The sequence below is a fragment of the Paenibacillus sp. cl141a genome (assembly GCF_900109305.1).
GTDB lineage: Bacteria > Bacillota > Bacilli > Paenibacillales > Paenibacillaceae > Paenibacillus_AQ > Paenibacillus_AQ lautus_A.
In genome coordinates, this window is record NZ_FNZO01000006.1 from 313,995 (window position 1) to 336,011 (window position 22,017).

A 22,017-nucleotide genomic window follows, 5' to 3' on the forward strand; every position below is an offset into this window, starting at 1 on the left:
TGCCTTCTCCCATCGTTATCTTACAAACTCCAATAATGAAAGCCATGGGCTTCGCATTCGGTTTTTGGATAAGCTCCCTTCACGTCGATCAGAAGCTTCGCCTGTTCAGAACTGAACATGTCCTTGAATGCCGCAATCCCGAGCTGCTTGAACTCCCGGTGAGCGACCGCCACAACCGCAATCTGGATTCCGCTCAGCTCGCTCATGTCCGACAGTTCGATGCCGTATTCCTCATAAGCCTGCTTCGGGTCTACGTGCGGGTCCGCCACCATCGGCCGGATCCCGTAATCCTGCAGCTCCCGAATAATATCGATGACCTTGGAATTGCGGATATCCCGGCAATCCTCTTTGAACGAAAGGCCCATGACGGCCACCTTCGCCTTCATCAGATCTATCCCTTGGCGAATCGCAAGTTTAATGACGTGCTGGGCGACGTATTTTCCCATGCCGTCATTGATATGCCGTCCTGCCAAAATAATCTTGGAATGATACCCCGTATCCTCAGCCTTATACGTCAGATAATACGGGTCGATTCCGATGCAATGCCCGCCGACGAGGCCAGGGCGGAACGGGAGGAAATTCCATTTCGTTTCCGCTGCGCGCAGCACGGCATTCGTATCGATGTCCATCTGGTTGAACAGCATCGAAAGCTCATTCATAAAGGCAATGTTGATGTCGCGCTGCGCATTCTCGATAACCTTTGCCGCTTCCGCCACCCGGATGGTTTCCGCCCGGTGAACGCCTGCCTCGATAATCAGCTCATACAGTCTGGCAACCGTCTCCAGCGCCTCCGGATCATTGCCGGACACGATTTTCACGATGGTCTCCAGCCGGTGGACCTGGTCTCCGGGGTTAATCCGTTCCGGGGAATACCCCACCTTGAAATCCTCGCCCAGGCGCAGGCCCGACTCCTCTTCGAGAATCGGAATGCAGACTTCCTCCGTAACGCCCGGGTAGACCGTTGACTCATAGACAACCACCGCTCCCCGTTTCAAGGCGCGACCGACCAAACGGCTGGCATTCCGCACGAATTTCAGGTCCGGCACATTGCCGCTTTTTACGGGTGTCGGAACGGCCACGATAAAGCAGCGAGCCTCCTTCAGCTTGTCCGGATCCGAGGTGAAATCGGCGGAACAGCCCGCAAGCAAGGCATCTCCGATCTCACCGGTAGCATCGAATCCGCTGCGATACTGAGACACCTTCGCCTCGCTCAGATCAAAGCCGATGACATCCAGCCTTTTCGAGAACGCGACCGCCAGCGGCAGTCCGACATAACCCAGTCCGACGACCGCTAATTTATCCACGCGGTCCAGCATTTTTTCATATAATTCCATTCTACTCCATCTCCATTGCGGCCTGGTCCTGCAACTGCATCATGTCCGCCATTTTTACAAACGTGTATCCTTTATCCTTGAGGCCTTCCAGCACGCGGGGCAGCGCCTCAATGGTGTGAATGTCATCCAGCATATGCAGCAAGATGACGCTTCCTGGCTGCGTCTTAGTCATAACCCCGTTCACAATATCGTCGGCACTATTGGAAATATCCCAATCCAGCGTCGTCACGTCGTACATGGCAATCACCGGGTAACCGACTGCCGCCAACGATTTGGCCCGTTTATCGTCGACCACGCCAGTCGGCGGACGAAACAACATGACAGGCTGCTGCTGGATGGCTTCGGTAATGACCTGATGCGCCTTGACGACATCCTGCTGAAGCTCTTCGGGCGTCAGCGATGTAACGACGGGATGGCTGTAGGAATGGTTGGCCACGTCATGCCCGCCTTCCACCATCGCCCGCGCCAAATTCGGATTGCTTTCCACGCCTTTGGCCCGCAGGAAGAAGGTCGCTTTGACATCATGCTCGGCCAAAATATCGAGTATACGGGTCACCGTTTTGTCGCTTCCAAAATCGTCAAACGTCAGGGCGACTTCTTTTTTGTCGGTATCGACTTGATAAACCAGCTCATACTTCGCCCGTTGATAATCCGGATTAATGCGGGCTGCATCATATCCCGGAATTTGCTCGAGCGGCTTTCGCTCGCCTCCGTTCTGCACCAGCTCATCCAGCGTAACCAGGCGATATCCGATATCGTCCACGGCCTTGGCAATGTATTTTATGGAAGAGACCACTTCCGGATTGACGTCGGTATTCATGGAGATGATGCCCCCTCTGGAGACGAACCTCGCCACGTATTCTCCAATGGCGTCGGCACTCTGCATATCGCGGTCCTTCGGATTGATGTTATAGCTGACAACCGCCTTCATTCCAAGATGCGCTGCCGCCAGCGGCACATCTTCCGGGTAATCGCCCGAACGCGTCCGGACATAGCGGGGCTGGGCGCCAGTCTCCCGTTCAATAACGTCGTTGGCCAGCTTGATCTCCTTATAGATCTGATCGTAATTCAGCTTGTTCATATCCAGCTGATTGAGCGTATTATTCTCGATTTCATGGCCTCCGGCCAAGATCGCGCCCGCAATGTCCGGCTCCTCCGCCACTCGGATGCCCGGAAGAAAGAAGGTCGCCTTGATTCCGTACGTTTCCAGTTCATCGATCAGTGCCGTCATGGTGGCTTTATCGCCCATGCCGTTAAAGGTCAGCGCCAATTCCTTCCTGGCCGTATACACGTACGGAATTTCCCTGCTCTTCTCCCCGGTATACCGCTCCACCTTTTGAGCAGGCGCTATCGGACCTCCCGCTTCATCGCTGGAGGCAGCTTTACCGCCAAAAAAACCGCAGCCTCCCATAAACGCCAGGATCGCCAGCAAAGCGGTCATTCGGGTAATTATGCTAAACACTCGGTTACTACTAGAAACTCTCTTCATTTGAATACTCCTTTAACATTTCAAACAGGGCTTATTCTGGAGCCCCTCCTGAACAAACCATTAGAATTTAACACCAACCTGACGTAATTGCTATGCTTTTTTGAAAAAATTCATAAATTCCACCTTGCTTCAAAAATCAATGATATAAGAGCTTAGGGATTGTCGTCCATATTATGTAAAGATTTGCCCTTTGTTTCAAAGCATGTTCCTCTGCCTGCCGCTCAATGATTTTCATTATAGAATTCGGTTCTCTACAATTTCTAGACAATACCGGGCAGACCCGATTTCTCTTCCCTTCCTTGGACAAAAAAAAATACCCCCGAAGTCTCTTGGAGACCTTCGGAGGTACGTTGAATGAGTGAATGATATGAAGTTGTTTCCTTGTAATACGGAGCAGAGGCGGCAGGCCATCATGGCAATATCACCGCTCTTCCCCGCCCATCGCGGTTCGTTTGTGGACCCAGGCCTGATAATGATGGACGGCCAATCCCGCAAAGGAGGAATGGTCGCTGCCAAGCTTGGCGGCGCGCAGGGCTTCGTCCTCCATCTCCTGCTCGCTTTTGGAATAAAAGGTCAAATGCTCGCCTTCTTCCGTATCCCCGAGCTCCATGCCGATCCACACGGATTTGCCGAGTTCGTCAGCCTGCTCCAGCTCCTCCTTGGATAATTCATACATCTGCTCCCCACTGTCGCGGTATGCCATAACGGCAATCGCATCCGTATTTTGGATCATCCAGCGGCTGAACGAATCGGTATCCGCTCGGCTCGGTCCAGGTATCGAATCAAGCCAGAACGGAACCGCGGCACTGAACGGGAGACCCTGACGCTTGGCCTCCCGGACCCAGACTTCCGTGTTGGCGCTCCATTCTTCCACCACCTGTTCCTGTTCACGATCCCACCTGCGCAGCACGTAAGGCTCCACATCGAACTGCACGCCCTCGAATTTCTCCTCGGGTGCGGAAGCCTGGTTGTACTCTTCCAGCCAGGCCAGCAGGTCCATCCCTTTTTGCCGGCCTTCCTCATAAGCCCAGTCAGGGTGGCCGTTCAAAGCATGGACGCTGATGCCCTGCCGATGTGCTGCAGCCACGAAATGGCGGTACTCCTCGTCCGTAACCTCTTGTTGAATTTGCAAAAAGATCGTTGTAATGCCTTCCCTGCCGCTAAAGGCTACAATCTCCTCGGTTTCGCTTCGGATCAGACTTGCATCCCACAGCCAGGTAGCCTTATTTTGATTCACCTTGCCTGACGGAAGAAGAAAAAGGATCAGCAGCAAAAGACAGATGCCGGCAGCCAGGATGATCCACTTCGCTTTTGCATTGATATGCCTCAGTCTTCTCGTCCATTTCATCAGATCAAGACAGCCTCGCCCGGCTCAGGCACATGCTGAACGGAGTGGCCGATCTTGTATATATGAGGCTCGGCATACGCTTTAAATGCATTCCGCGTGTCCAAGATCGGCACGCCGGCGGAAGCGATCGAATGATAATCCAGATTGCTGTGGTTCGTAATGAGGACGATGCAATCGTACCGGCTGAATTTCGCGAGATCATACTCCACGCTGCGAATCGTCTCGCCTTGCTTATCCACGAAACTGTTGGCATACGGATCGTAGTAATCGACATAAGCCCCGTTCTCCTTGAACTGTTCGTAAACTTCAAGGCCCGGGGATTCGCGCAAATCGCTGATGTCCGGTTTGTAGGCCATGCCTAACAACAGGATATTGGAGCGCTTGATCGATTTGGCATATTCATTCAGAATCGTTGCCGTTTTGTTGATCACGTAATAAGGCATATTGTCATTGGTGGATTGTGCCAGCTCAATGAATTTGCTGTAAAAGCGGAAGCCCTTGGCCTTCCACGATAAGTACATAGGATCCAGCGGAATGCAGTGGCCGCCGATGCCTGGCCCCGGATAGAACGGCATGAAGCCGAACGGCTTGGTGGCCGCCGCATTGATCACTTCCCATACATCGATGCCCATACGGTCGCACATCATGGCCATCTCGTTGACAAAGGCGATATTCACGCTGCGGAACGTGTTCTCCAGCAGCTTGGACATTTCCGCAACTTTCGGATTGCTGACGGGTACAACCGTCTCCACGTACTGCTTGTACAGCGCTTCGCCCAGCTTCAGGCAGGCATCCGTCGTCCCGCCGATCACCTTCGGCGTGTTCCGTGTATTAAAGCGGCTGTTGGACGGATCGACGCGCTCCGGCGAGAAGCACAGATAGAAGTTCTGGCCGACCTTGTAACCGAGCTTCTCGATCGGTTGTTGAATCAGTTCCTCCGTGGTTCCCGGATACGTCGTGCTCTCCAGCGTAATTAACAGATTAGGCTTCATGAAGCGTTTGAGCTGATCGACTACCATTGTAATGTAGGAAGTATCCGGGTCTTGGTTCTCACTGAGCGGCGTCGGCACGCAGATGCTGACCGCGTCAATGACGGCGATCATGCTGTAATCCGTTGTCGGCTTAAAGCGTCCGGTCTCCATGCATGCCGCAAGCTCTTCGGACGAGATGTCCGTAATATAGGACTCGCCGCGGTAAATGCGGTCGATTTTGTCGGAATCCAGGTCGATGCCGATGACCGTAAATCCTTGTTTCACCATTTCCACAGCCAGCGGCAAGCCTACATAACCTAGTCCCACAACACCCAGTACAGCTTTCTTATTTTCAATGGCACTCAATAAAGTTTCATATTCCTCATTCACAAGTATTCAACCTCCATCGGATGTATAGTCTATTCGTCTATTTCTTTTGTTCGTCGGCCAAAAGACAGACTTGTTTGTTGAACTCTTTCCTTGCGATTAAAGAACCTCTTCAGCTCAACTAATCACGTATCAATCTTCAATTCTCATCTAACTAAAAGCTTTAATAACCATGTGTTTAATGAAGGCAGCGGCGGATGCGGGCATCCAGCTCCACCGGCGAGAACGGTTTGGTTACGTAGTCATCGACCCCGTTTTGGAAACATTGGCTGATGGTTTGCTCTACCCGCTTCTCGGTTAACACGACAATTTTCGGCGGCTCCTTCACGTCCAGCTGCTGGATATGATGAATGAACGGCAGGCCGTCGATGCCATGCAGATTCAGCTCGGTCAGGACAAGATCCGGCTCCCATTTCGGGATGAGCTCCAGTGCCTCCAAACCATCCACCGCTTCCAGCGTTTCGTAGCCCTGCATGGCCAAGCGAATTTGTAAAAATTCCCTCACCGTGGCATCTTGGTCCACAATGAGAATGCGGTTTTGGCCGCTGTCCGCTTCCTCCTGCGTAAATATATGAATATCCGAAGAGGTGCTGAGCCTGGCGGTTTCCGACATCTGCTTCAACGTCTGCCGAGGCGGCGCTTCCGTAAGCGCTGCAAGCGTAATACGCGGGTCGGCTTGCTCGAAACGGCCCTGCAGATGCTGCTTCAGGAGCAGTGCCTGATAATGGGCGGCATCCAGCGTGTAGCCAGGCAGGGTAACCGCCGATACGCCGGTATTGGCGTCGTGCAGAACCTCGCCGTTTACGCCGGTCAGCTGGTTCACAAAGCTTTGAACCTCCGCCAGCTCAGCCTCCGTCCCGGACGGATTGCCAGCACAGTACAGAAACAGCAAGGCTGTTCCATTGGGATGTTCTCTCACTTCCTCCTCCACGCGGCCGTAAAAATCAACGGCCTGCACGCGTTGCAATGTTGCCGATTGAGACATAACTGTAAGTCCCACCTCTCTTTATATTTTGATGCTGCATTTGAACCGGGCCTTGAAGTCAAGCCGCTTCGTTCTTATCTTTCCAGCTCTGCCGGGTCATGGTGCCCCATGAATTGTTGTTTTGCAAATATTGAATATGTCCCTGTACTCTCCACAGCACGCCCAGCTGATGGTAACCCACAAACTTGAGCGCCGAGAAGAGGAGCATTTTCACCAGATCGGACAATTTGGTATACCGGCGGAAGGCGATCTCCTCCAGGATAAGGGCCCCCACGCTGAGCAGGTACCCGCTTAAGAAATTGACAAGCCCGAACACGACCAGCACATGCCAATTTGTCATATCCAGCAAAACATATCCAAGCAGAGCCAGAAGGCCCGTAATTCTGAAGTAAGGGTTTAGCGCTTCGAAAATAACGTTGTAGGGCATGGTCAACAAGCCCATGACTTTATATTTCGGATTGAACACCATATCCCGGTTCTCGATCATGTTCTTCAAGTTTCCGCGTCCCCAGCGCTTGCGCTGATTGGACAAAATGTTGTAGCTGTCCGGCGCTTGCGTCCAGCACACCGCTTCCGGACAAAAGGAAACGCGGTATTTGATTTTATTTTCCAGCATATAGCGGTGCAGCTTGATAATGATGTTCATATCTTCGCCGGGGTAACCGCCGCGATAACCGCCAACCGCAATGACATAGTCTTTCCGGAACAAGCCGAAGGCCCCGGAGACGATGATGAGCCCGTTGAAATGGCTCCACCCGATTCGGCCCCCTAGAAAAGCTTTCATATATTCAATCGATTGGAACATCGGCCACATCCGGCGCGGCAAGGATACGTCCTTAACCTCACCGTTCTCGATGACGCAGCCATTGGCAATCCGGACGTCGCCGCCGATCGCCACCGTCTCCTCGGGATTCTCCATGTACATCCGGGCCATCCGGATCAGCGCATCCTTCTCCAGCAATGAATCCGCATCGATGGAAGAAATCAGCGGATAACGGGACAAGTTGATGCCCGCGTTCAAGGAATCCGCCTTACCGCCGTTCTCCTTGTCAATGAGGTACAGCTGCGGGTACTGCGGATTATAATAAATGCCCCGCACCTTGTTCGTGCTGATGTTGCCGCGGATCTCCGGATTGGGCAGCAGTGTCAAACCATACTCCTCAATCAGCACCTTCAACGTTTCGTCGGAGGATCCGTCATTGATGACGATGACCTCGTAGGTTGGATAGTTTAGCGTCATGAGGCAGCGGACATTCTCTGCGATCGTCAGCTCTTCGTTATAGGCCGGGACCAGCAAGGATACCGATGGTACCAGTTCCGAGCCCGAAAGCGTATTGTATTTGGAATACGTCGCGCGTCTGAAAATATCCTTAATATTTCTGAAAGAAAACATCAGGATTACAAAATAAAGCGCGCTAACGATCATGACGTAATAAATCGCCACCATCCCGTAAGTGAGCAGGATATCTCTAAGCAGTGTAATCTCCCCCTACTCCTGCAACCGTGCCGATCCGTTTGTTCGTTTGAACGCCGAAATAACGATCGTACACCAGTTTTCTTTTATTAAATGCCACCATTTGCTCGACTTGCTCGTATTCGCCTTCGTTGGACATGATCCGTTCGATCCGGTACAGCGCCGTTTCCCTGGCTGGACCTTCACCTGTAAGCGCGGCTTGGCACAAGGTCTCGAAGCCTTGTTCTCCCAACATGGCCAGACTCTCCGCGCTGTTGTTCCGCACATGCCAATTCTCGTCCTTCAGGGCCGAAGCCAGGAGCGGAATGCTGCCTGCGGCATGAAGCCGACCGAGCGCTTTCGCCGCTGCCGCCCGCACTTCCCACTCATGATCATTCATGAGCGCCGCAATGGTGTCATCCTTCAGGGCCGGGTTCGAGCCAAGATACAGCTTGACGGCCTCGGCACGCACGTCCTTCTCCTCGGATCCGACCAATCGGTCGAGTGCCGGCACGACGGCCGGAATGGCCTGTCCCCACATGGCAACAAGCGAAACCTTGACCAGTCCGGGATCGGGATCGTCCAGAAGCTTGCGCATGAGGCTGGCCGAATCCAGCCGGGTCTCCAGCAAAATATCGGCAGCCATATGGTGAATGGCTTTATCGTAAGACAGCAGCTTGGACAACATTTCCCGAATCTGCTGGGACGAAACCGCGCTTTTGGCAATTGCCCGCGCAATGATGATGGTCATCGGACCGTATCTCGTCTGGTTCATCAACTGCTGAAGCTGGGGAACGGCCTCTTCCGCCCGCATCCCGCCGAGGCGGTAGACCGCTTCAATACGGCGGTCTTTCCTCATGCTGGATAATGCCCGAATTTCCTGTTCCACAAACCCGGCGTCCCGGCACAAACGCAGGAGCTTCTCTCTGGCGTCGCCTTTGAATTGCTCGATCCACTCCATAAACTTGGCTTGAATGACCCGGCGTTCGGCCGACGTCAATTTGCCTGGCGGCAGCTCCAGCGTCGTATCATCATGCAGATGACTCTGCACATACACAAAGTAATCATGGTGTTTTTCCGTAAATCGTTCCGTTTCTCTTTGTATGGCATTATGCTTGATCTTCATTTGGAACAACAGGATAATGCCGGCTGCAATCAGGCCGAGGCATACATAGACAAAGACGTATGCCATTTCTAAATTTGAAAACATCTCCGATGGCTCCTCCTTTTATTTAGCATCTGGCTGCCGCCCCGTTTCAGGGAGACGCGTGAATATTTCCTGCATATCGTAATAGCTTTGCTTCAAGCGTTCGCTGTATTGGGTTGCTTCCCACAGCTCCCATGTATAAGGCTCGATGTCCGACAGATTAATGGACTGCTCCGATCCTGAAGCTGGTTTGCCGGTATTCTCGGTTCTTTCAGTAATCCATGGAACCAGCCGAATACCATCCGCCGTGGTCGTGCTGAACGTGCGTTTGTCTTGAAGCGGACTGTAGTCCAGCACCTGCAGCGAGCTCGGATCTCCGAATCCTAGCAGCATCCACGGAATCCTCATCTCGACGAAGCGGTCTTGATACTGCCATGCCGTAAGGGAGTTGAAATCCGGAGATTCCGGATCGCTGGTTCCCCGTTTCAGCGTGCCCACCGTCTCATCCACGAACGGATGGGAGAATCGGGTGTCCGGCGGATTCATCAGCAGGCTGATGGCCAGCTTCCAGGAATGGAACGAGCCGCCCGGTACGACGGGATCGTCCTTCGTTCCCTTGGCTTCCTCTCCCGGCAGCATCCAATAGCCTTCCTTGCCGTACAACCGGCTGTGGAAATCGTAAGATGGCGCTATGGTTACCTGAGATTCGTCCTCTTGACCAACCTGAATCAACGTTTCCAAAGCACCGCCGGTGAGCGTTCGTCCGGCCAGCTCTTTCTTCGGTATATCGCCGCCAGGGATGGTGTCCGCTCCAATGAAGAGTTTGGAACGTTCGGGATCGAATGCCTCGTCCAGCTCCATGCCGATATACAGATAAGCCTCGTCATGCGTCAATTTCATGTTTTTTACGCCCGGAGCCGTACCGGACCAGGTTTTGACTTCCCCTTCAGGAAGCTTATCCCAGTCGGTCAAATCCCCGTCGATCGTAATTTGTTCCGCTTTACCCGGCTGCATCGCCAGAACGCCGAACATCTTTTCGTTGGTCAGCACATTCAACCAGAATGCCCGGCGGTCTGCCGGTATTTCAAAAGGCATCGTATTCCATGTTTTCTTGAACCATTCGTCCTGCCACATGAACAAAATCGCTCCGGAATAGCCTTCGTCGTAAATATCCTGGGTCAGCGAGACATTCACTTGGCCTTGCTCCGCTTCGTCATGTCCCCCTTGGTCCTTCCCTCCAGGACCGTGGTGGGAAATACCGATGGAGGAAGGCACGCCGTACTCGGTAACCATGATCGGCATATCCTCGAACGCTGCCTTCAATTTTCGCAAATAGGCTTTGTACGTGTTGTAGCCCCCGTCCCCGTCGGGAAGGGTCTGCAATGTTTTGTCCGTCCGGAAAAAATCAGGATAGTACGGGTACACATGGTATGCCGCAAAATATCCCGCATCCCAGTTCACCGGTTCGACATGCCTTGCATCGACGGACACCAGATCTTCTTCAAACAGCGGTTCCCCCGGATGCTCGAGCACATCCGTCGTGACCCAATTGGTAAATGTCATCGGATGCTGCCACCCGTACTTCTGCTCCTCGGCAGCCGTGTAGTCCAATAAAGATGCCAGCCAATTCTCGAAGGGACTTGCGTCCTTCGTCCCCGAGAAATAGGACCCTTTATACTGAGGGACATCCTTATGTACCTTGTTGGTGTTATCAACCATGGCTGGGTCCCATTCCGTACCCACATGCCAGGCCATGAGGTACTTGCCCGCATTGACCTTATACTTGCCGCTCGACTGCCCATGCTTGGGCTCAACGTTGATATCCCCGTAAACTGCAGCGACAGCCTTCGAGATCTCCGCTTTAAACGTTTGGACGATTTCTTCGTCATAAGCATCCCGACGCTCGATTAGCTGCTCCTCCGGCGACCAAATGCCCTGCATGAAGTACAGGGGATCATCGCCCTTATCCCGGTTGTATTTCACCAGCGCGGAATAAAAGACCGGATTATGCACCGTGTAGACCCTAATGACGTTTGCTCCCATATCATCGATCTGTTTGAACCAGCGCAGATAATCTTCCTCGGTGGCTGGCAGCTCGCCGGGAAAATGCCCCGGTACGGTTGCGCCCAGGTTCACGCCCTTGGCAAAAACCTCTTTCCAGACCTCTTCATCCTCATATACCAGAAAGGAGGTTCCCTCTGTTTTGAATTTCATTTTCACGCCGTCCGCATCCGCATACGTTTTTAATGACGGCCGTAGATATCCTAAGATTACAGCGGCACCGCAGAGAAGCACTATAGTGCAAAATGCTGCGACCACCCACCATTTTCGCCTGCTCATCGTCTTCGTTGCTCACCTGCCCTTTCTTTGACATGCTTGTTGCTGCACCGACATATGACGACTGAGCCATACTCGTCATTCTATAGCCGATGCGCTCCCGATACCATATTCCTTCTTTACCAACTTTTCCGATCTCGATAGTAGTCAAAAAGAAGTAAAACAAACTTCTTCCATAATTTTCCCCCGATAAATCAAATCGCTGCTCCTTCCTGCCTGTTCATTGACAACTTCACAGCCTGATGTTAGTTGTGTGAAACCAACGTGCGTTTGCCCTGACAAGGCTGGAACCGAACGACTTCATCCCATCCGTGAGATACAGCGAGATTTACGAATATTTTCAGAAAATTTTCGCGAATCGTAATGTTAAACGCAAAAAAATTGCTAAAGTTCCGGTCATTTTTACATCATTATCCATAGTTATGACAAATTTGATACCAAAGTCGTATAAAAAAACGGCTGAGAACCGCATTCTGTAAAGGTTTGGCAATATTAACCTTTTATCCAAAATGAGAATAGAGTCCTGTACCGGGATTGTGTAATATTCTATAGATTTGATAACCAGGATCAAGTGGTAAGTATCGCCTATTTTTCGGGATTTCGGTTTGAACTTCCCCTCATTGCGTTATATAAATTAGTTTGGTTAATGTTCAAATCTGCAGTGCGACAACATAAATCAGACCCGGTCCATTGTCGGTCCGGGTCTGTTGTTGACGATATGAAATTGAAAAACTTGCCATGATTACCGTTTATTCATCAAAGAAAAAACTGCCTTCACCACCACAAAGTCGGATATCCTCGTTCCTTTACCGCATTATTGACAAGCAGAGCCACCACCACGATCATGACCGATCCGACGAGCACAGGCGTGAACAGGAATGACCAGCCGCTGCCAGCCATAATAACGACCAAGGGGCCTGCGTCGGCCGGAGGATGGGTCGTCTTGGTCATTCCCTTCAGGCTGATCGCCGCTCCCCCCAATCGGCGCGCCATGGTTGATGCATAAGCTCGCAGAGCGGACGACGGAGGAGTCTAGGTTCCCTTCATATCCCGGCGAGCGAGTTTTTTGCCGCATCCCTTGCCTATACGCTGCTTCAGGAGCCTGGCCGGTCTGGATCATCGGGAAGACCTGCTGCAACGGATCGAGCACTCCGAATATGTCCATCCATTCGCGACAGATGTCCCACACTTTGGCTGCCGACAGCCCTCAAACGAGGTGTCAGCTGCCGTTATCCTCGTCATCCGACCGCTGACCCAAGTCTCATTTCCGGAAAATCCAGCATGTTAAGCAGTCGATTTACCCCGACCATCTGGATCAAGCAGCCATATTAACCCATAGGATTTCGCAACGTCACAACGAAATTGGCAGCTTCGCAATAAAAATGCTGCCTCACTCGTTCGTGTGAGACAGCATGGTCTTTAAAATAAATGGTCGCAGCCCCTCAAGCAAGCTTACCGGCAATCCGGTTCATGGTCGCTTCGTCCGTAACCACATACAGCCTCGCATCCCGCGGAATCGGCAAATCGAGCTTGCGGTTGATGCTGAGGTCACTGCGATCGGAGATCAGCGTCGCTCCTTGCCGCAGCAGATCCTGAAATGCATCTCCATAGGTCTTCCACGCGGGGTTTAATGCCACCTCGTAAATATCGTCGCCGTGCTGGCGGCTGAGCAGCTGCATCAGCACATCCGAGTTACCTTCCTGCAGCGCTGCCCGCACCGCCAATCGGGAAACGGCATCATGCGAGAGAACAAACTCGTTTACTTGATTGTGGCGGAAATTCTGCACATGCTTCTCCTGCATGATTTCCACCGTGGTATGTACGTCCGGCGCTATCCGCTCGATGCTGGAAACAATCAGTAGCGACTTGCCGTCCACCAGTGCCGATTCGTCGATCCGGGCGTCCGCGAAGACAATGGCCGACTTGGCCTCCAGAATGTTCGCTCTCATCAGCACGTCATCCGATGCAGGATCGCCGCTTACAAAATGCACCTGTTCGAGATGCTCGACGGGATGCCGGCTGGATTCGTCGATGACCACGATCTCGGACTGCGGCGAATACGACAGAATCTCATCAATCGCGGACATCGCTTTTTTGCTCCAATTGATAATGATGACATGGCCGCTGCCCTTAAAGTTCAACCTGCCCGCTCCTCTCTGCCGCTGCATGCTTCCAAACGATTCGATCACTTTACCGATCACCAAACTGAGCAGCCCGATACCAAAGATATAGATGAATATCGTTAATATCTTACCCGGCACGGTAGCTGCATAATAATCGCCATAACCTACGGTTGCCATCGTGGTAAGCACCCAGTAAAGGGCGTTAAACCAATGGTGAAACGTTTCCGGCTCCAGCAGGAATGCCAGGGTCGAGCACAGCACCACAAACAGCACCACGATCACGCTGATCGTTGTTTTACGCAGACGCATCATTTTCAAAGATAATCTCAGAAAAAAGTGCATGCTCCTGCTCCTCTCACCATTGGTGCCAATCGGCCTAAATGATCAGGCTGCTGATCGCAAAGGCCGTGCCGATGAACACCATGGCCAGCAGAATGCCGATCGCTACGTTGCCCTTTTGCAGTTGCTCGGAAATTCGAAGACCCGGCGTCGCCAGCTCGAATACCCAATAGGCAATGATCAAGCATACATACCCGACGGCAAACCACAACATCATATGCCATATCGATGAATTCGTATATGCCGATATCCCCAAAATAATGGCCGTTGCCATAAACTTGCCGCCAAATGCCAGACCAACCGCGACATTGCCCTTCTTCAGCTCTTCCATGTCGTTAAACCGGGTCATCCAGCTGAAAATCAGCATCCCCAGCAATTGAAGCACGATAATGCAGATCACACTAATTACAATATTAATGACAACCGTCAATCCGCCCACCCCCGAAATTTTGCATAGGCCAAGTCGTAATCGGCGAAATCATGCACTTCCTCCAATACAACATCAACCGTATCCTTCTTCTCCATTGCGGCATAACGCTTCTCGTCGATCGGCTGCTTGATCCGGTTGCCCGTCGGCAGCTCAACAACGGCAAAATGCCTGGTGTCTTTTTTGTACGTTGTTTTATATACCCCAACCAGCTTCACGTCGGTTTTGACGGTCACTTTCAGGTTGGCCAAATCGGATTCCGCCGTCTTTTTATCCTTGAACGACTTAATGGTCTGCCAGGACGATAACCGGATATCGTTGCGCTGATTCGCATCCGTGGTCAGCTCGGCGTCCATGAATTGCAGCGTCCAAATTTTGTCCCCTGTAGCATAGTTGTCATCGTTAGGCAGGAGCTCGTTATCCGGCAGGACGGTCATGTCGCCGCCAATCAAATCGCCGATGGTCCCTTCAATGATGCGATAGTCCCAAGGCACGCGGCTAGAGGTTGAAGATACTTCCTCCGATCCGGTATGGAACACGGTGGAGCTGCCGCCGGAGCATGCACTCAGCGCTAAAACCATAAGGGATAAGATAAGCACCGCCAGGACGACCGGAGGTTTCCTCTTTCCCTTCGGAGCACCGCTTTGCTGCCTTTTCTCTTGTTTCAACTGCATTTATTTCACTCCCATTGCGATAAAATGGCTCGAATTGCCCGTAATCAAACCGCCCGCCCGTCCCAGCAAACCGCATGGGATACCATTAAGGACGAACATCCCCGTCAGCAAATGAAATTCCCCTTCCGCCGTCTCGACGCGAGCCAGCTCGGCCCTCCTCTGATAGACCGTCGGAAACATGACGCTAGTATCATATCCGTCCTGATCCTCTATCTCGAGTTGTCCTGTCTGGTCGTACAATTTGACAGAACCACCCTCTCGGCCGAACATCGACTTCGATACGAAATTGCCGGAGAATACCGGTTTGTTGTATGTCGGCAGCATATATTTAACGATCGCTTCACGTTCTTGCTCATCGAACAATAGGCCCAGCTCATACATGCCCCACATGGCGGCCAGCAAGCCTTTGGACTGCAGCAGAATACTGTGCGGCGAGTTGAACAGCTGGAGTCGCCCCGTTTCGATGGCATAGGCAAGCGCATCTCCGCCATCATCGACGGACATCCATTCCTTCGGATACAGAGCAAACATCCGGTGAATCTCCCGGCCTTCGCCGTCCTTCAGCATGCCTTCGTCCACCCATAGATCCAGGCAATCCACCAGCTTGATATCCAGCCCGCTGTGCCGGACCAATGCTTCGATCGTGCCGGAGTCCTCTAGATGCTCGCCGTAAGCAATGCATGCGGCCGTATCCGGACGCTCTGCCGCCCACGCTTGTGCCACCAGCTCTTGCATCCGCTCATTGGGAGAATAGATGCCGGCCTGAGCGCACATCCACGGCGTTGCAATGGAAGCCTCAACATACCCTGTGGGTGTGTCCGCATTCAGCTCCAGCAGCTTGATGCTGCCGTCATGGGCAATTGCAAAGTCAAATCTGGCATACCGGCTGATCAACCCTTCCTCCGGCAGCGGACATTCGTCCAGCATCTGCCACAGAATCGGCGGAATGCCGATCAAGCTGTAAATATGATGGTTGCGATGAACGTAACGCACGGTTTTGTCCAGCGTCGCCCACAGTACCGCAGCGGCTTCTTCCAGCTCGCGATAGGTCTCTTGACGTAAGGTGACGATTTGGTCTATCCAGTAGGCTTCCCCTTCCAGATTCGCCCAGGTAAAGCCAAGCTCGGCGAGCTTCGATACCCGCTCATCCCGATTGGGGTCAGGCTGTCCCGAAACGGTAAACACGCTTTCGCGGCTCATCCGCCAAAACCGCCGGATCTGGAGCTGGATTTCGAACCCGAGGAGCTGAAGCCGCTGGAATTGCCGCCAATGCCGCCGGACTTGGACGATGTGGAGCGGCGCGTTATCGTTCCCGAAGAGGACGTTGAGGTCTTGGGACGGACATTGGAGTTCACCACCGGTTTGTTCTGGAACGTACCGCTCGAATACGTGCGGGGTTTGTAAGGCTTGCCGTTATTCGCGTAATATCCGCGATGATTGTTGTACCATCCGCTGGAGGAATAATAGGAGCCGTTGTTGAAAAGCATGTGGTAGAGCAGCAGATCATCCCAGCCGAAACCGGAATTGTAGCCGCCATAGTTATTGATTACCGTCGTTCCCCCGCCTGATCCTGCGGATGCTCCTTCCGCCGGCTCTTCCTCGAATTCTTCTGCGCTAGGGAACGGGATGTTCCAGTCCACGTTCTTGTCAAAATACTTCTTTACTTCTTCCGTCGACCAGGATACCAGCTGCGGCTCTTCGGATGAGGTAACCGCTTCCGAAGCGAGATCCTTCGCTGCCGCGCCCGACACCAGAAACGCATTCGCCAACAAGGCGATGCCGAGCGAGCTTGACAAGACTCGAATCGGTTTGCCTTCCGGCGTCAGCCATTTGGAAGCGGGCTGGTCTTTTTTGTCTTTTTCATTACTCAAGATGATGTCTCCTTTCGGACAGAATTAATCGTTCCGCATCGGAACGAGCAGAAGCTCCAGTTTGCCCGTGTCCACGTTTAATCTGCCTTCGATCGTTTCATATTCCCTGCCGCCCGCGACGATATAATTCACGTGCTCCAGCGCAGCGACCATGTTCATCGTCCATGCCCGCTCTTCAATCTGCACCAGCTCACCGTTCGGTCTTTTTTCAAACAAAATAACGTACATTCCATAATCCATGATGACAACCCCTTCCATATTAAAGCAGTGAGTATTGTTACGCATTGTATTGGGAATCGTTTCAAAAAACTATGATGGGCTATCGGCGCTTGGACGAAAAATTAGCTGCAAAAAGACACAATCCATATAATAACATCGCTACTGATTATTTACACCTTCGAATTACCATTAAAAAACTCTTGAAAACGAACATTCTAGACGCGCAATGCCTGATTATTTACGTTTTATAAGGTGTAGCATCCATTTTCATGATCATCGTCTCTCTTGACATTATCACTAGTGTCATACTTTAGGATGGGTATCATCCCAAACCCAGAAAGGGGTTATATCGATGAATACAAATCCAAAGAGATTTTCTAATGGTAATCATCCTTACGATGCGCAGGCGGACGGCTCTATCCTTGGTCCGGTAACCGTGATCGGATTAGGCGCCATGGGCTCCAAACTGGCCCGCACCTTCGTGAACAACGGATATGTCACCACCGTCTGGAACCGCACGCCTGAAAAAGCCGCTGAACTTGTAGGCTTGGGTGCCTCTGGCACTACGGACATCGCGGATGCGATAGCCGCCAGCCCCCTCTTGATTGTATGCGTACTTGATTATGATGCCGCCCGCCATATTCTTGAACCCATGAGGGAGAAGCTTTCCGGCAAGGTTGTCGTAAATCTGACAACCGGCACTCCCGAAGAGGCCCGCACGATGGGGACCTGGATGAGAACCCATGGCGCCGAATATCTGGATGGCGGCATCATGGCCGTGCCATCCCTGATCGCCACGCCTCATGCCGTCATACTCTACAGCGGTTCACAAACAGCTTACGAAACATATGAACAAGCCTTGGAAGGCTTAGGTACTAGTCACTATTTAGGGACCGATCCTGCTCTCGCTCCGCTGAATGACCTGGCACTGCTAAGCGGCATGTATGGCATGTTTGGCGGCTTCATCCATGCCGTGGCCCTTGCGGGTTCCGAAGGCACGAAGGCAGCGGATTTCACGACAACGCTGCTGATTCCATTTCTGCAAGCCATGATCTCCACCATGCCGGAAATGGCGAAGCAGATCGATACCGGAGATTATTCCGCCAAGGATGCGAGTCTGGCGATGCAAGCCGCTCATGACACCATCGGGGAGGTCAGCAGAGTACAAGGCGTTAGCGCTGAAACATTCGCGCCGATCTTCGAACTGATGAAACGACGGGTAGAGGAAGGTTATGGCGGGGACGACTTCGCCAGCGTGATTGAGCTGATTCGTAAGCGTCCATCGTCTTAACAGGAAGAAGAATGCTATTATCGGCGGGGACTGACGGCGACATACGACCTGCGTCGAACTTTAAGAAACTCATGCGAAGCGATTCTTGATCCTCCATACAAAAGAAGCATGGATCATCCGGCGAGGACCGATCCATGCTTCATTTTTTTATATCCATGAACCTTGCTTATTTAATCAATTCCCTGATTTCCTGAAAGTTATCGGCAAATCCGATAAATACGTTGTCGCCGATAACGATCGTAGGCACGATCTGTTTTCCCGTCAGACGTCTCACTTCTTCCGGATATTCCGGATTCTGCGTGCAATCATATTCCGTGTATGGAACCTGCTGCTCCTTGAAGTAACGCTTGGCATGATGGCAATCGCTGCAAGTGGGTATGGTGTAAATTTTCAATGGCTCTGTCATGTCGATCACTCCTTAAACGAAAATTATTTGACTTCAACAACAAAAGGCACGGTCATCACTTCACCTTGATGCTGAAATTGTCCCCAGATTTTGTAGATGCCGCTATGCGGAAAGGTAGTCGCAAACTCCGCTTTGGGACCGGTGCTCGATTCGTCAAGAGGATGCACATGGATGTACTTCTCGGCGTCTGCGGACAGAATGACAACATGACCGACCGCGCCTAGGTAAGGCTCCAGATTGCTGATTCCCTGCTTCGTCTGCGCATCCTGAATATGATAGGTGAGCACGGCCTCTTCATTCGATAAGGCATTGCTCAGGCTCAGTTCGATTTCCTTGCCGCTGACTTGTTTGATCAGGCTTGAGTCAGGCTCAATGGCCGAAGGCTCTCCTTCTTCTCCCTCCACCCGAACCCATTCGCTGAGCGTGCTCCCTGCAGCGCCCTTCGGCACGAAATCCGCAATCAATTTATATTCGCCGCCGGCGGGAAACGTGGTGTTCACGGTAAACTCGCCGTTCTCCTTGTAATCGGGATGGATATGGTTGAAAAATGACAAATCGCGATTCACGATGATCAGATGGAGCAGCTTCTCATGATTGACATTAAATTCCTGGACGGGTCCACCGTTATTGTCCATGATCTGAATCGTTAACTCTGATTGGGTGCCTGCGCTTGCCGGTTCATTCCATGTAAATTCAGCCTGGTAGTTGTTCGAGGCCGTCTCATGCCCGCCTCCGTGCCCACTGTGCCCGTTCTCTTCCGGATTTACGGCTTCCTGATTATGGTTCCCGCCGTGGCCGCCTGTATCCGTGGCCTGCTTCGCATTATCGCATGATGTCATTAATCCAATTGCAAGTATGCTCGTTAAGGTTAGCACAGCACCCTTCTTTTTCAACATGCGCTATCACTCCATTCATTGGATATGCTGTAAGATGACTTATCATCCGCTTCTGTAATTAGTATACCCCCCTATCCTATAATTAATCAACTTTTTCTATTATAGCACCTGATCCATTCCCGCTCTCCACGCAAACAACACCATGCCGCCCGCATGGTGTTATCCTCCTATTCTTCACTATCGCCCAAACTAAAGGATCTATTCCTTATGGCTTTCGGTGTGTACTGCCGATGATTTCATAAATCTTCTCCATATCCACATGATTCCGCACGATGTCCGCCACGCGGTCGTATTCCGCGAGTTTGCGTTCTTCCGCTTGGAACGTTTCCCACATGGCATCCAGCCCCTTATTCATCCGAATGCCGTTCAGCCAGGACCTGCGAAAGGCATCGTTGTCAAACAAGCCGTGCAGATAACAACCCCAGATGCGTCCATCGGCGGTGGCTAAACCTTCAGGATATGCTTGAATATTTTCTCCGGCTTCCAAAGAATCCGCCGAATCTGCTTCAATCGAAAACAGCGTTCGGTGTTCTGATCCGCCAGGCTCCGTGCTCCTTTCGGTGACGCCCATATGGATTTCGTAGGCCCCTATTGCCGAAATAGCCTTCGTATGCGATAAAACGAGCTGCAGAGGATGTTCCTGTGACAATTCCCCTCTTACGCGAACGGTCTTTTTTTGTTTTGAAAAAACCGTCCGCATCGGCAGCAGTCCAAGTCCCGCCGCTTCCCGGGCGCTGCCTTCCACCGCATGCGGATCCGATAACCGCTCGCCCAGCATTTGATATCCTCCGCAGATGCCAACCAGCTGCACATCATGCGTCTGCGTCAACCTTAAAATCGCCTCCGCCAGGCCCCGATCCCGGATGAACCCCAAATCGCTGATCGTATCCTTCGTTCCGGGCAAAAAGATGACGTCCGGCGTGCCGAGCTCATCCACCGATTGGACGAAGCGAACGACGACATCCCGCTCCCAGCGAAGCGCATCAAAATCCGTAAAATTCGAAATGCGCGGATACCGGATAACAACAATATCAAGGTCGCGTTTTTCCTGTCTTTGATATTGAAGCTCATCCAGAACTACGGAATCCTCGGCCTCGATTCGCATGTCCTGAATGTAAGGAAGGACGCCAAGCACCGGTATGCCTGTCCGTTCTTCAAGCCAGTCCAGTCCCGGCTTCAACAGCGCCAAATCCCCGCGGAATTTGTTGATGATAAACCCTCTGACCCTGGCCGCCTCATGGGGCTCCAGGAGTTCGAGCGTTCCTACAATCGAGGCGAACACGCCACCGCGGTCGATATCCGCAACCAGAATGACCGGAGAATCCGCCCATCCTGCCAAATTCATGTTCACGATATCCCGATCCTTGAGATTGATCTCTGCCGGGCTTCCCGCGCCTTCCATGACCACGATATCGTACTTCTCCCGGAGCCGGTCCAGCGCATCCAAGACGATCCCCTTGGCCTTCGGCAGAAACTGCGTCCGGTAATCCATCGCGCTCATCTGCATTTCGGGCACGCCGTGGATCACGATTTGGGAATGCATATCTTGAATCGGCTTGATCAGGATCGGATTCATGTCCGTTGTTGCGACTATGCCGCAGGCTTCGGCCTGCACGCCCTGCGCTCTGCCGATCTCCTTGCCATCGAGCGTCACGAAGGAGTTAAGCGCCATATTTTGCGATTTGTATGGAGCCGTGCGATAGCCATCCTGCAGAAAAATACGGCACAGCGCGGTCGTTACGATGCTCTTGCCTACATCCGAAGCCGTGCCCTGCAGCATGAGCACCGCTCCTTGTCCTTTCTCGATCTTCGCGGGTGTATCCCTTATGTATTCCGCTTCCGTTTCATTCATCTTCTTCACCCTTTTCCCTTACTTAAGCCGTTTACTCACATCATTATAGCAAACCGTTTGATGAAGGAGTTCTATCTCATGAAATCATAAACCCCCTTGAAACTTGATCAGCCTGAACATGTTAGCTGTATATTGAATAGTTGCATAACAAACAAGCCGATCCGGTAGTGAAGAGACCCCCAAAAGTTAGACACGGTTATTTCATTAGGCAGCTTTCTCAAAATGAGTTCGGTACTGTACCGGACTCATTTTTAATTTTGCCTTTAACCGTTTGGTATTATAGTATTCAATGTATTTTTTCAGTTCTTTCTTAAAATGCTCCACACTTTCAAACTCTTTGTAGTACAGAAACTCCGTCTTGAGGATACCGAAGAAATTCTCTATGACGGCATTGTCGTAACAATTCCCTTTTCGTGACATGCTTTGGAGAATGCCTCTCGACTTAAGCGCATGCTGATACGGCTTCAT

The 22,017-nt window shown here is 52.0% G+C and carries 20 protein-coding genes; 1 reads left to right on the forward strand and 19 read right to left on the reverse strand.

Going from position 1 to position 22,017, the window contains the following annotated elements; translation table 11 throughout:
* Positions 1–20: 20 nt before the first annotated feature.
* The 15 genes from BMX45_RS18980 to BMX45_RS19055 all read right to left on the reverse strand — a co-directional run bounded on the left by BMX45_RS18980 (position 21) and on the right by BMX45_RS19055 (position 17,125).
* Positions 21–1,334: a nucleotide sugar dehydrogenase gene (locus BMX45_RS18980; RefSeq protein ID WP_090911021.1), complete on the reverse strand. Its 1,314-nt coding sequence runs from the start codon at positions 1,332–1,334 to the stop codon at positions 21–23.
* 1 nt (position 1,335) lies between these two features.
* Complete coding sequence (locus tag BMX45_RS18985; protein ID WP_090911022.1) at positions 1,336–2,823, reverse strand: polysaccharide deacetylase family protein; 1,488 nt, start codon at positions 2,821–2,823, stop codon at positions 1,336–1,338.
* Between the two features lie 421 nt (positions 2,824–3,244).
* On the reverse strand, positions 3,245–4,171 hold the full coding sequence (locus BMX45_RS18990) for a hypothetical protein (protein ID WP_090911023.1): 927 nt from the start codon (positions 4,169–4,171) through the stop codon (positions 3,245–3,247).
* Positions 4,171–5,532 carry a nucleotide sugar dehydrogenase gene (locus tag BMX45_RS18995; RefSeq protein ID WP_015734405.1) on the reverse strand — a complete coding sequence of 454 codons (1,362 nt, stop codon included), beginning with the start codon at positions 5,530–5,532 and terminating at the stop codon, positions 4,171–4,173. Before BMX45_RS18995 ends, BMX45_RS18990 begins: the two co-directional genes overlap by 1 nt.
* Positions 5,533–5,707: 175 nt before the next feature.
* Complete coding sequence (locus tag BMX45_RS19000; protein ID WP_090911024.1) at positions 5,708–6,514, reverse strand: response regulator transcription factor; 807 nt, start codon at positions 6,512–6,514, stop codon at positions 5,708–5,710.
* A 58-nt stretch (positions 6,515–6,572) separates the two neighbouring features.
* Positions 6,573–7,961, reverse strand: a complete 1,389-nt coding sequence (locus BMX45_RS19005; protein ID WP_175495142.1) for a glycosyltransferase family 2 protein — start codon at positions 7,959–7,961, stop codon at positions 6,573–6,575.
* 22 nt (positions 7,962–7,983) lie between these two features.
* Positions 7,984–9,177 (reverse strand): HEAT repeat domain-containing protein, encoded by a 1,194-nt coding sequence (locus BMX45_RS19010; RefSeq protein ID WP_090911025.1) that lies wholly within the window; start codon positions 9,175–9,177, stop codon positions 7,984–7,986.
* An 18-nt stretch (positions 9,178–9,195) separates the two neighbouring features.
* Positions 9,196–11,454 carry a hypothetical protein gene (locus BMX45_RS19015; protein ID WP_090911026.1) on the reverse strand — a complete coding sequence of 753 codons (2,259 nt, stop codon included), beginning with the start codon at positions 11,452–11,454 and terminating at the stop codon, positions 9,196–9,198.
* Positions 11,455–12,225: 771 nt separating this feature from the next.
* On the reverse strand, positions 12,226–12,444 hold the full coding sequence (locus tag BMX45_RS31045) for an HPP family protein (protein ID WP_254778133.1): 219 nt from the start codon (positions 12,442–12,444) through the stop codon (positions 12,226–12,228).
* 449 nt (positions 12,445–12,893) lie between these two features.
* The gene (locus tag BMX45_RS19030; RefSeq protein ID WP_090911027.1) at positions 12,894–13,916 is read right to left on the reverse strand and encodes a potassium channel family protein; all 1,023 of its coding nucleotides are present in this window, start codon (positions 13,914–13,916) and stop codon (positions 12,894–12,896) included.
* A gap of 34 nt (positions 13,917–13,950) precedes the next feature.
* Positions 13,951–14,343, reverse strand: coding sequence for a DUF350 domain-containing protein (locus BMX45_RS19035; RefSeq protein WP_090911028.1), 393 nt, complete (start codon positions 14,341–14,343; stop codon positions 13,951–13,953).
* Entirely contained in the window at positions 14,340–15,014 is a 675-nt protein-coding gene (locus tag BMX45_RS19040; RefSeq protein WP_090911029.1) for a hypothetical protein, read from the reverse strand. Before BMX45_RS19040 ends, BMX45_RS19035 begins: the two co-directional genes overlap by 4 nt.
* A complete protein-coding gene (locus BMX45_RS19045) occupies positions 15,015–16,214 on the reverse strand; it encodes a glutathionylspermidine synthase family protein (protein ID WP_090911030.1) in 1,200 nt (399 codons plus the stop codon).
* Positions 16,211–16,885, reverse strand: a complete 675-nt coding sequence (locus tag BMX45_RS19050; RefSeq protein ID WP_009592614.1) for a hypothetical protein — start codon at positions 16,883–16,885, stop codon at positions 16,211–16,213. The genes BMX45_RS19045 and BMX45_RS19050 overlap by 4 nt, the downstream gene beginning before the upstream one ends.
* A 24-nt stretch (positions 16,886–16,909) precedes the next feature.
* Positions 16,910–17,125, reverse strand: a complete 216-nt coding sequence (locus BMX45_RS19055) for a hypothetical protein (RefSeq protein ID WP_090911031.1) — start codon at positions 17,123–17,125, stop codon at positions 16,910–16,912.
* A gap of 331 nt (positions 17,126–17,456) precedes the next feature.
* On the opposite strand from BMX45_RS19055, the gene BMX45_RS19060 reads away from it, so the two are divergent.
* Complete coding sequence (locus tag BMX45_RS19060) at positions 17,457–18,395, forward strand: NAD(P)-dependent oxidoreductase (protein ID WP_090911032.1); 939 nt, start codon at positions 17,457–17,459, stop codon at positions 18,393–18,395.
* A gap of 166 nt (positions 18,396–18,561) precedes the next feature.
* Here the strand turns inward: BMX45_RS19060 and BMX45_RS19065 are convergent, their stop codons facing one another.
* The 4 genes from BMX45_RS19065 to BMX45_RS19080 all read right to left on the reverse strand — a co-directional run.
* Positions 18,562–18,801, reverse strand: a complete 240-nt coding sequence (locus BMX45_RS19065; RefSeq protein ID WP_036665795.1) for a glutaredoxin family protein — start codon at positions 18,799–18,801, stop codon at positions 18,562–18,564.
* 23 nt (positions 18,802–18,824) lie between these two features.
* Positions 18,825–19,697, reverse strand: coding sequence for a hypothetical protein (locus BMX45_RS19070; RefSeq protein WP_090911033.1), 873 nt, complete (start codon positions 19,695–19,697; stop codon positions 18,825–18,827).
* A gap of 205 nt (positions 19,698–19,902) precedes the next feature.
* Positions 19,903–21,477, reverse strand: a complete 1,575-nt coding sequence (locus BMX45_RS19075) for a cobyric acid synthase (RefSeq protein WP_090911044.1) — start codon at positions 21,475–21,477, stop codon at positions 19,903–19,905.
* Positions 21,478–21,753: 276 nt separating this feature from the next.
* Positions 21,754–22,017, reverse strand: a 264-nt coding sequence (locus BMX45_RS19080) for an IS3 family transposase (RefSeq protein WP_139212466.1), incomplete at its 5' end; no start/stop codon positions are given.

What these genes read in the sequence shown, in the direction of transcription:
- BMX45_RS31045 (WP_254778133.1), bottom strand. Translation starts at nt 12,444, where the DNA reads ATGGCGCGCCGATTGGGGGGAGCGGCGATCAGCCTGAAGGGAATGACC.
- BMX45_RS19040 (WP_090911029.1), bottom strand. Translation starts at nt 15,014, where the DNA reads ATGCAGTTGAAACAAGAGAAAAGGCAGCAAAGCGGTGCTCCGAAGGGA.
- BMX45_RS19005 (WP_175495142.1), bottom strand. Translation starts at nt 7,961, where the DNA reads ATGGTGGCGATTTATTACGTCATGATCGTTAGCGCGCTTTATTTTGTA.
- BMX45_RS19065 (WP_036665795.1), bottom strand. Translation starts at nt 18,801, where the DNA reads ATGACAGAGCCATTGAAAATTTACACCATACCCACTTGCAGCGATTGC.
- BMX45_RS19060 (WP_090911032.1), top strand. Translation starts at nt 17,457, where the DNA reads ATGAATACAAATCCAAAGAGATTTTCTAATGGTAATCATCCTTACGAT.
- BMX45_RS19070 (WP_090911033.1), bottom strand. Translation starts at nt 19,697, where the DNA reads ATGTTGAAAAAGAAGGGTGCTGTGCTAACCTTAACGAGCATACTTGCA.
- BMX45_RS19000 (WP_090911024.1), bottom strand. Translation starts at nt 6,514, where the DNA reads ATGTCTCAATCGGCAACATTGCAACGCGTGCAGGCCGTTGATTTTTAC.
- BMX45_RS19010 (WP_090911025.1), bottom strand. Translation starts at nt 9,177, where the DNA reads ATGTTTTCAAATTTAGAAATGGCATACGTCTTTGTCTATGTATGCCTC.
- BMX45_RS19030 (WP_090911027.1), bottom strand. Translation starts at nt 13,916, where the DNA reads ATGCACTTTTTTCTGAGATTATCTTTGAAAATGATGCGTCTGCGTAAA.
- BMX45_RS18990 (WP_090911023.1), bottom strand. Translation starts at nt 4,171, where the DNA reads ATGAAATGGACGAGAAGACTGAGGCATATCAATGCAAAAGCGAAGTGG.
- BMX45_RS18985 (WP_090911022.1), bottom strand. Translation starts at nt 2,823, where the DNA reads ATGAAGAGAGTTTCTAGTAGTAACCGAGTGTTTAGCATAATTACCCGA.
- BMX45_RS19015 (WP_090911026.1), bottom strand. Translation starts at nt 11,454, where the DNA reads ATGAGCAGGCGAAAATGGTGGGTGGTCGCAGCATTTTGCACTATAGTG.
- BMX45_RS19045 (WP_090911030.1), bottom strand. Translation starts at nt 16,214, where the DNA reads ATGAGCCGCGAAAGCGTGTTTACCGTTTCGGGACAGCCTGACCCCAAT.
- BMX45_RS18980 (WP_090911021.1), bottom strand. Translation starts at nt 1,334, where the DNA reads ATGGAATTATATGAAAAAATGCTGGACCGCGTGGATAAATTAGCGGTC.
- BMX45_RS19075 (WP_090911044.1), bottom strand. Translation starts at nt 21,477, where the DNA reads ATGCTGCAGGGCACGGCTTCGGATGTAGGCAAGAGCATCGTAACGACC.
- BMX45_RS19055 (WP_090911031.1), bottom strand. Translation starts at nt 17,125, where the DNA reads ATGGATTATGGAATGTACGTTATTTTGTTTGAAAAAAGACCGAACGGT.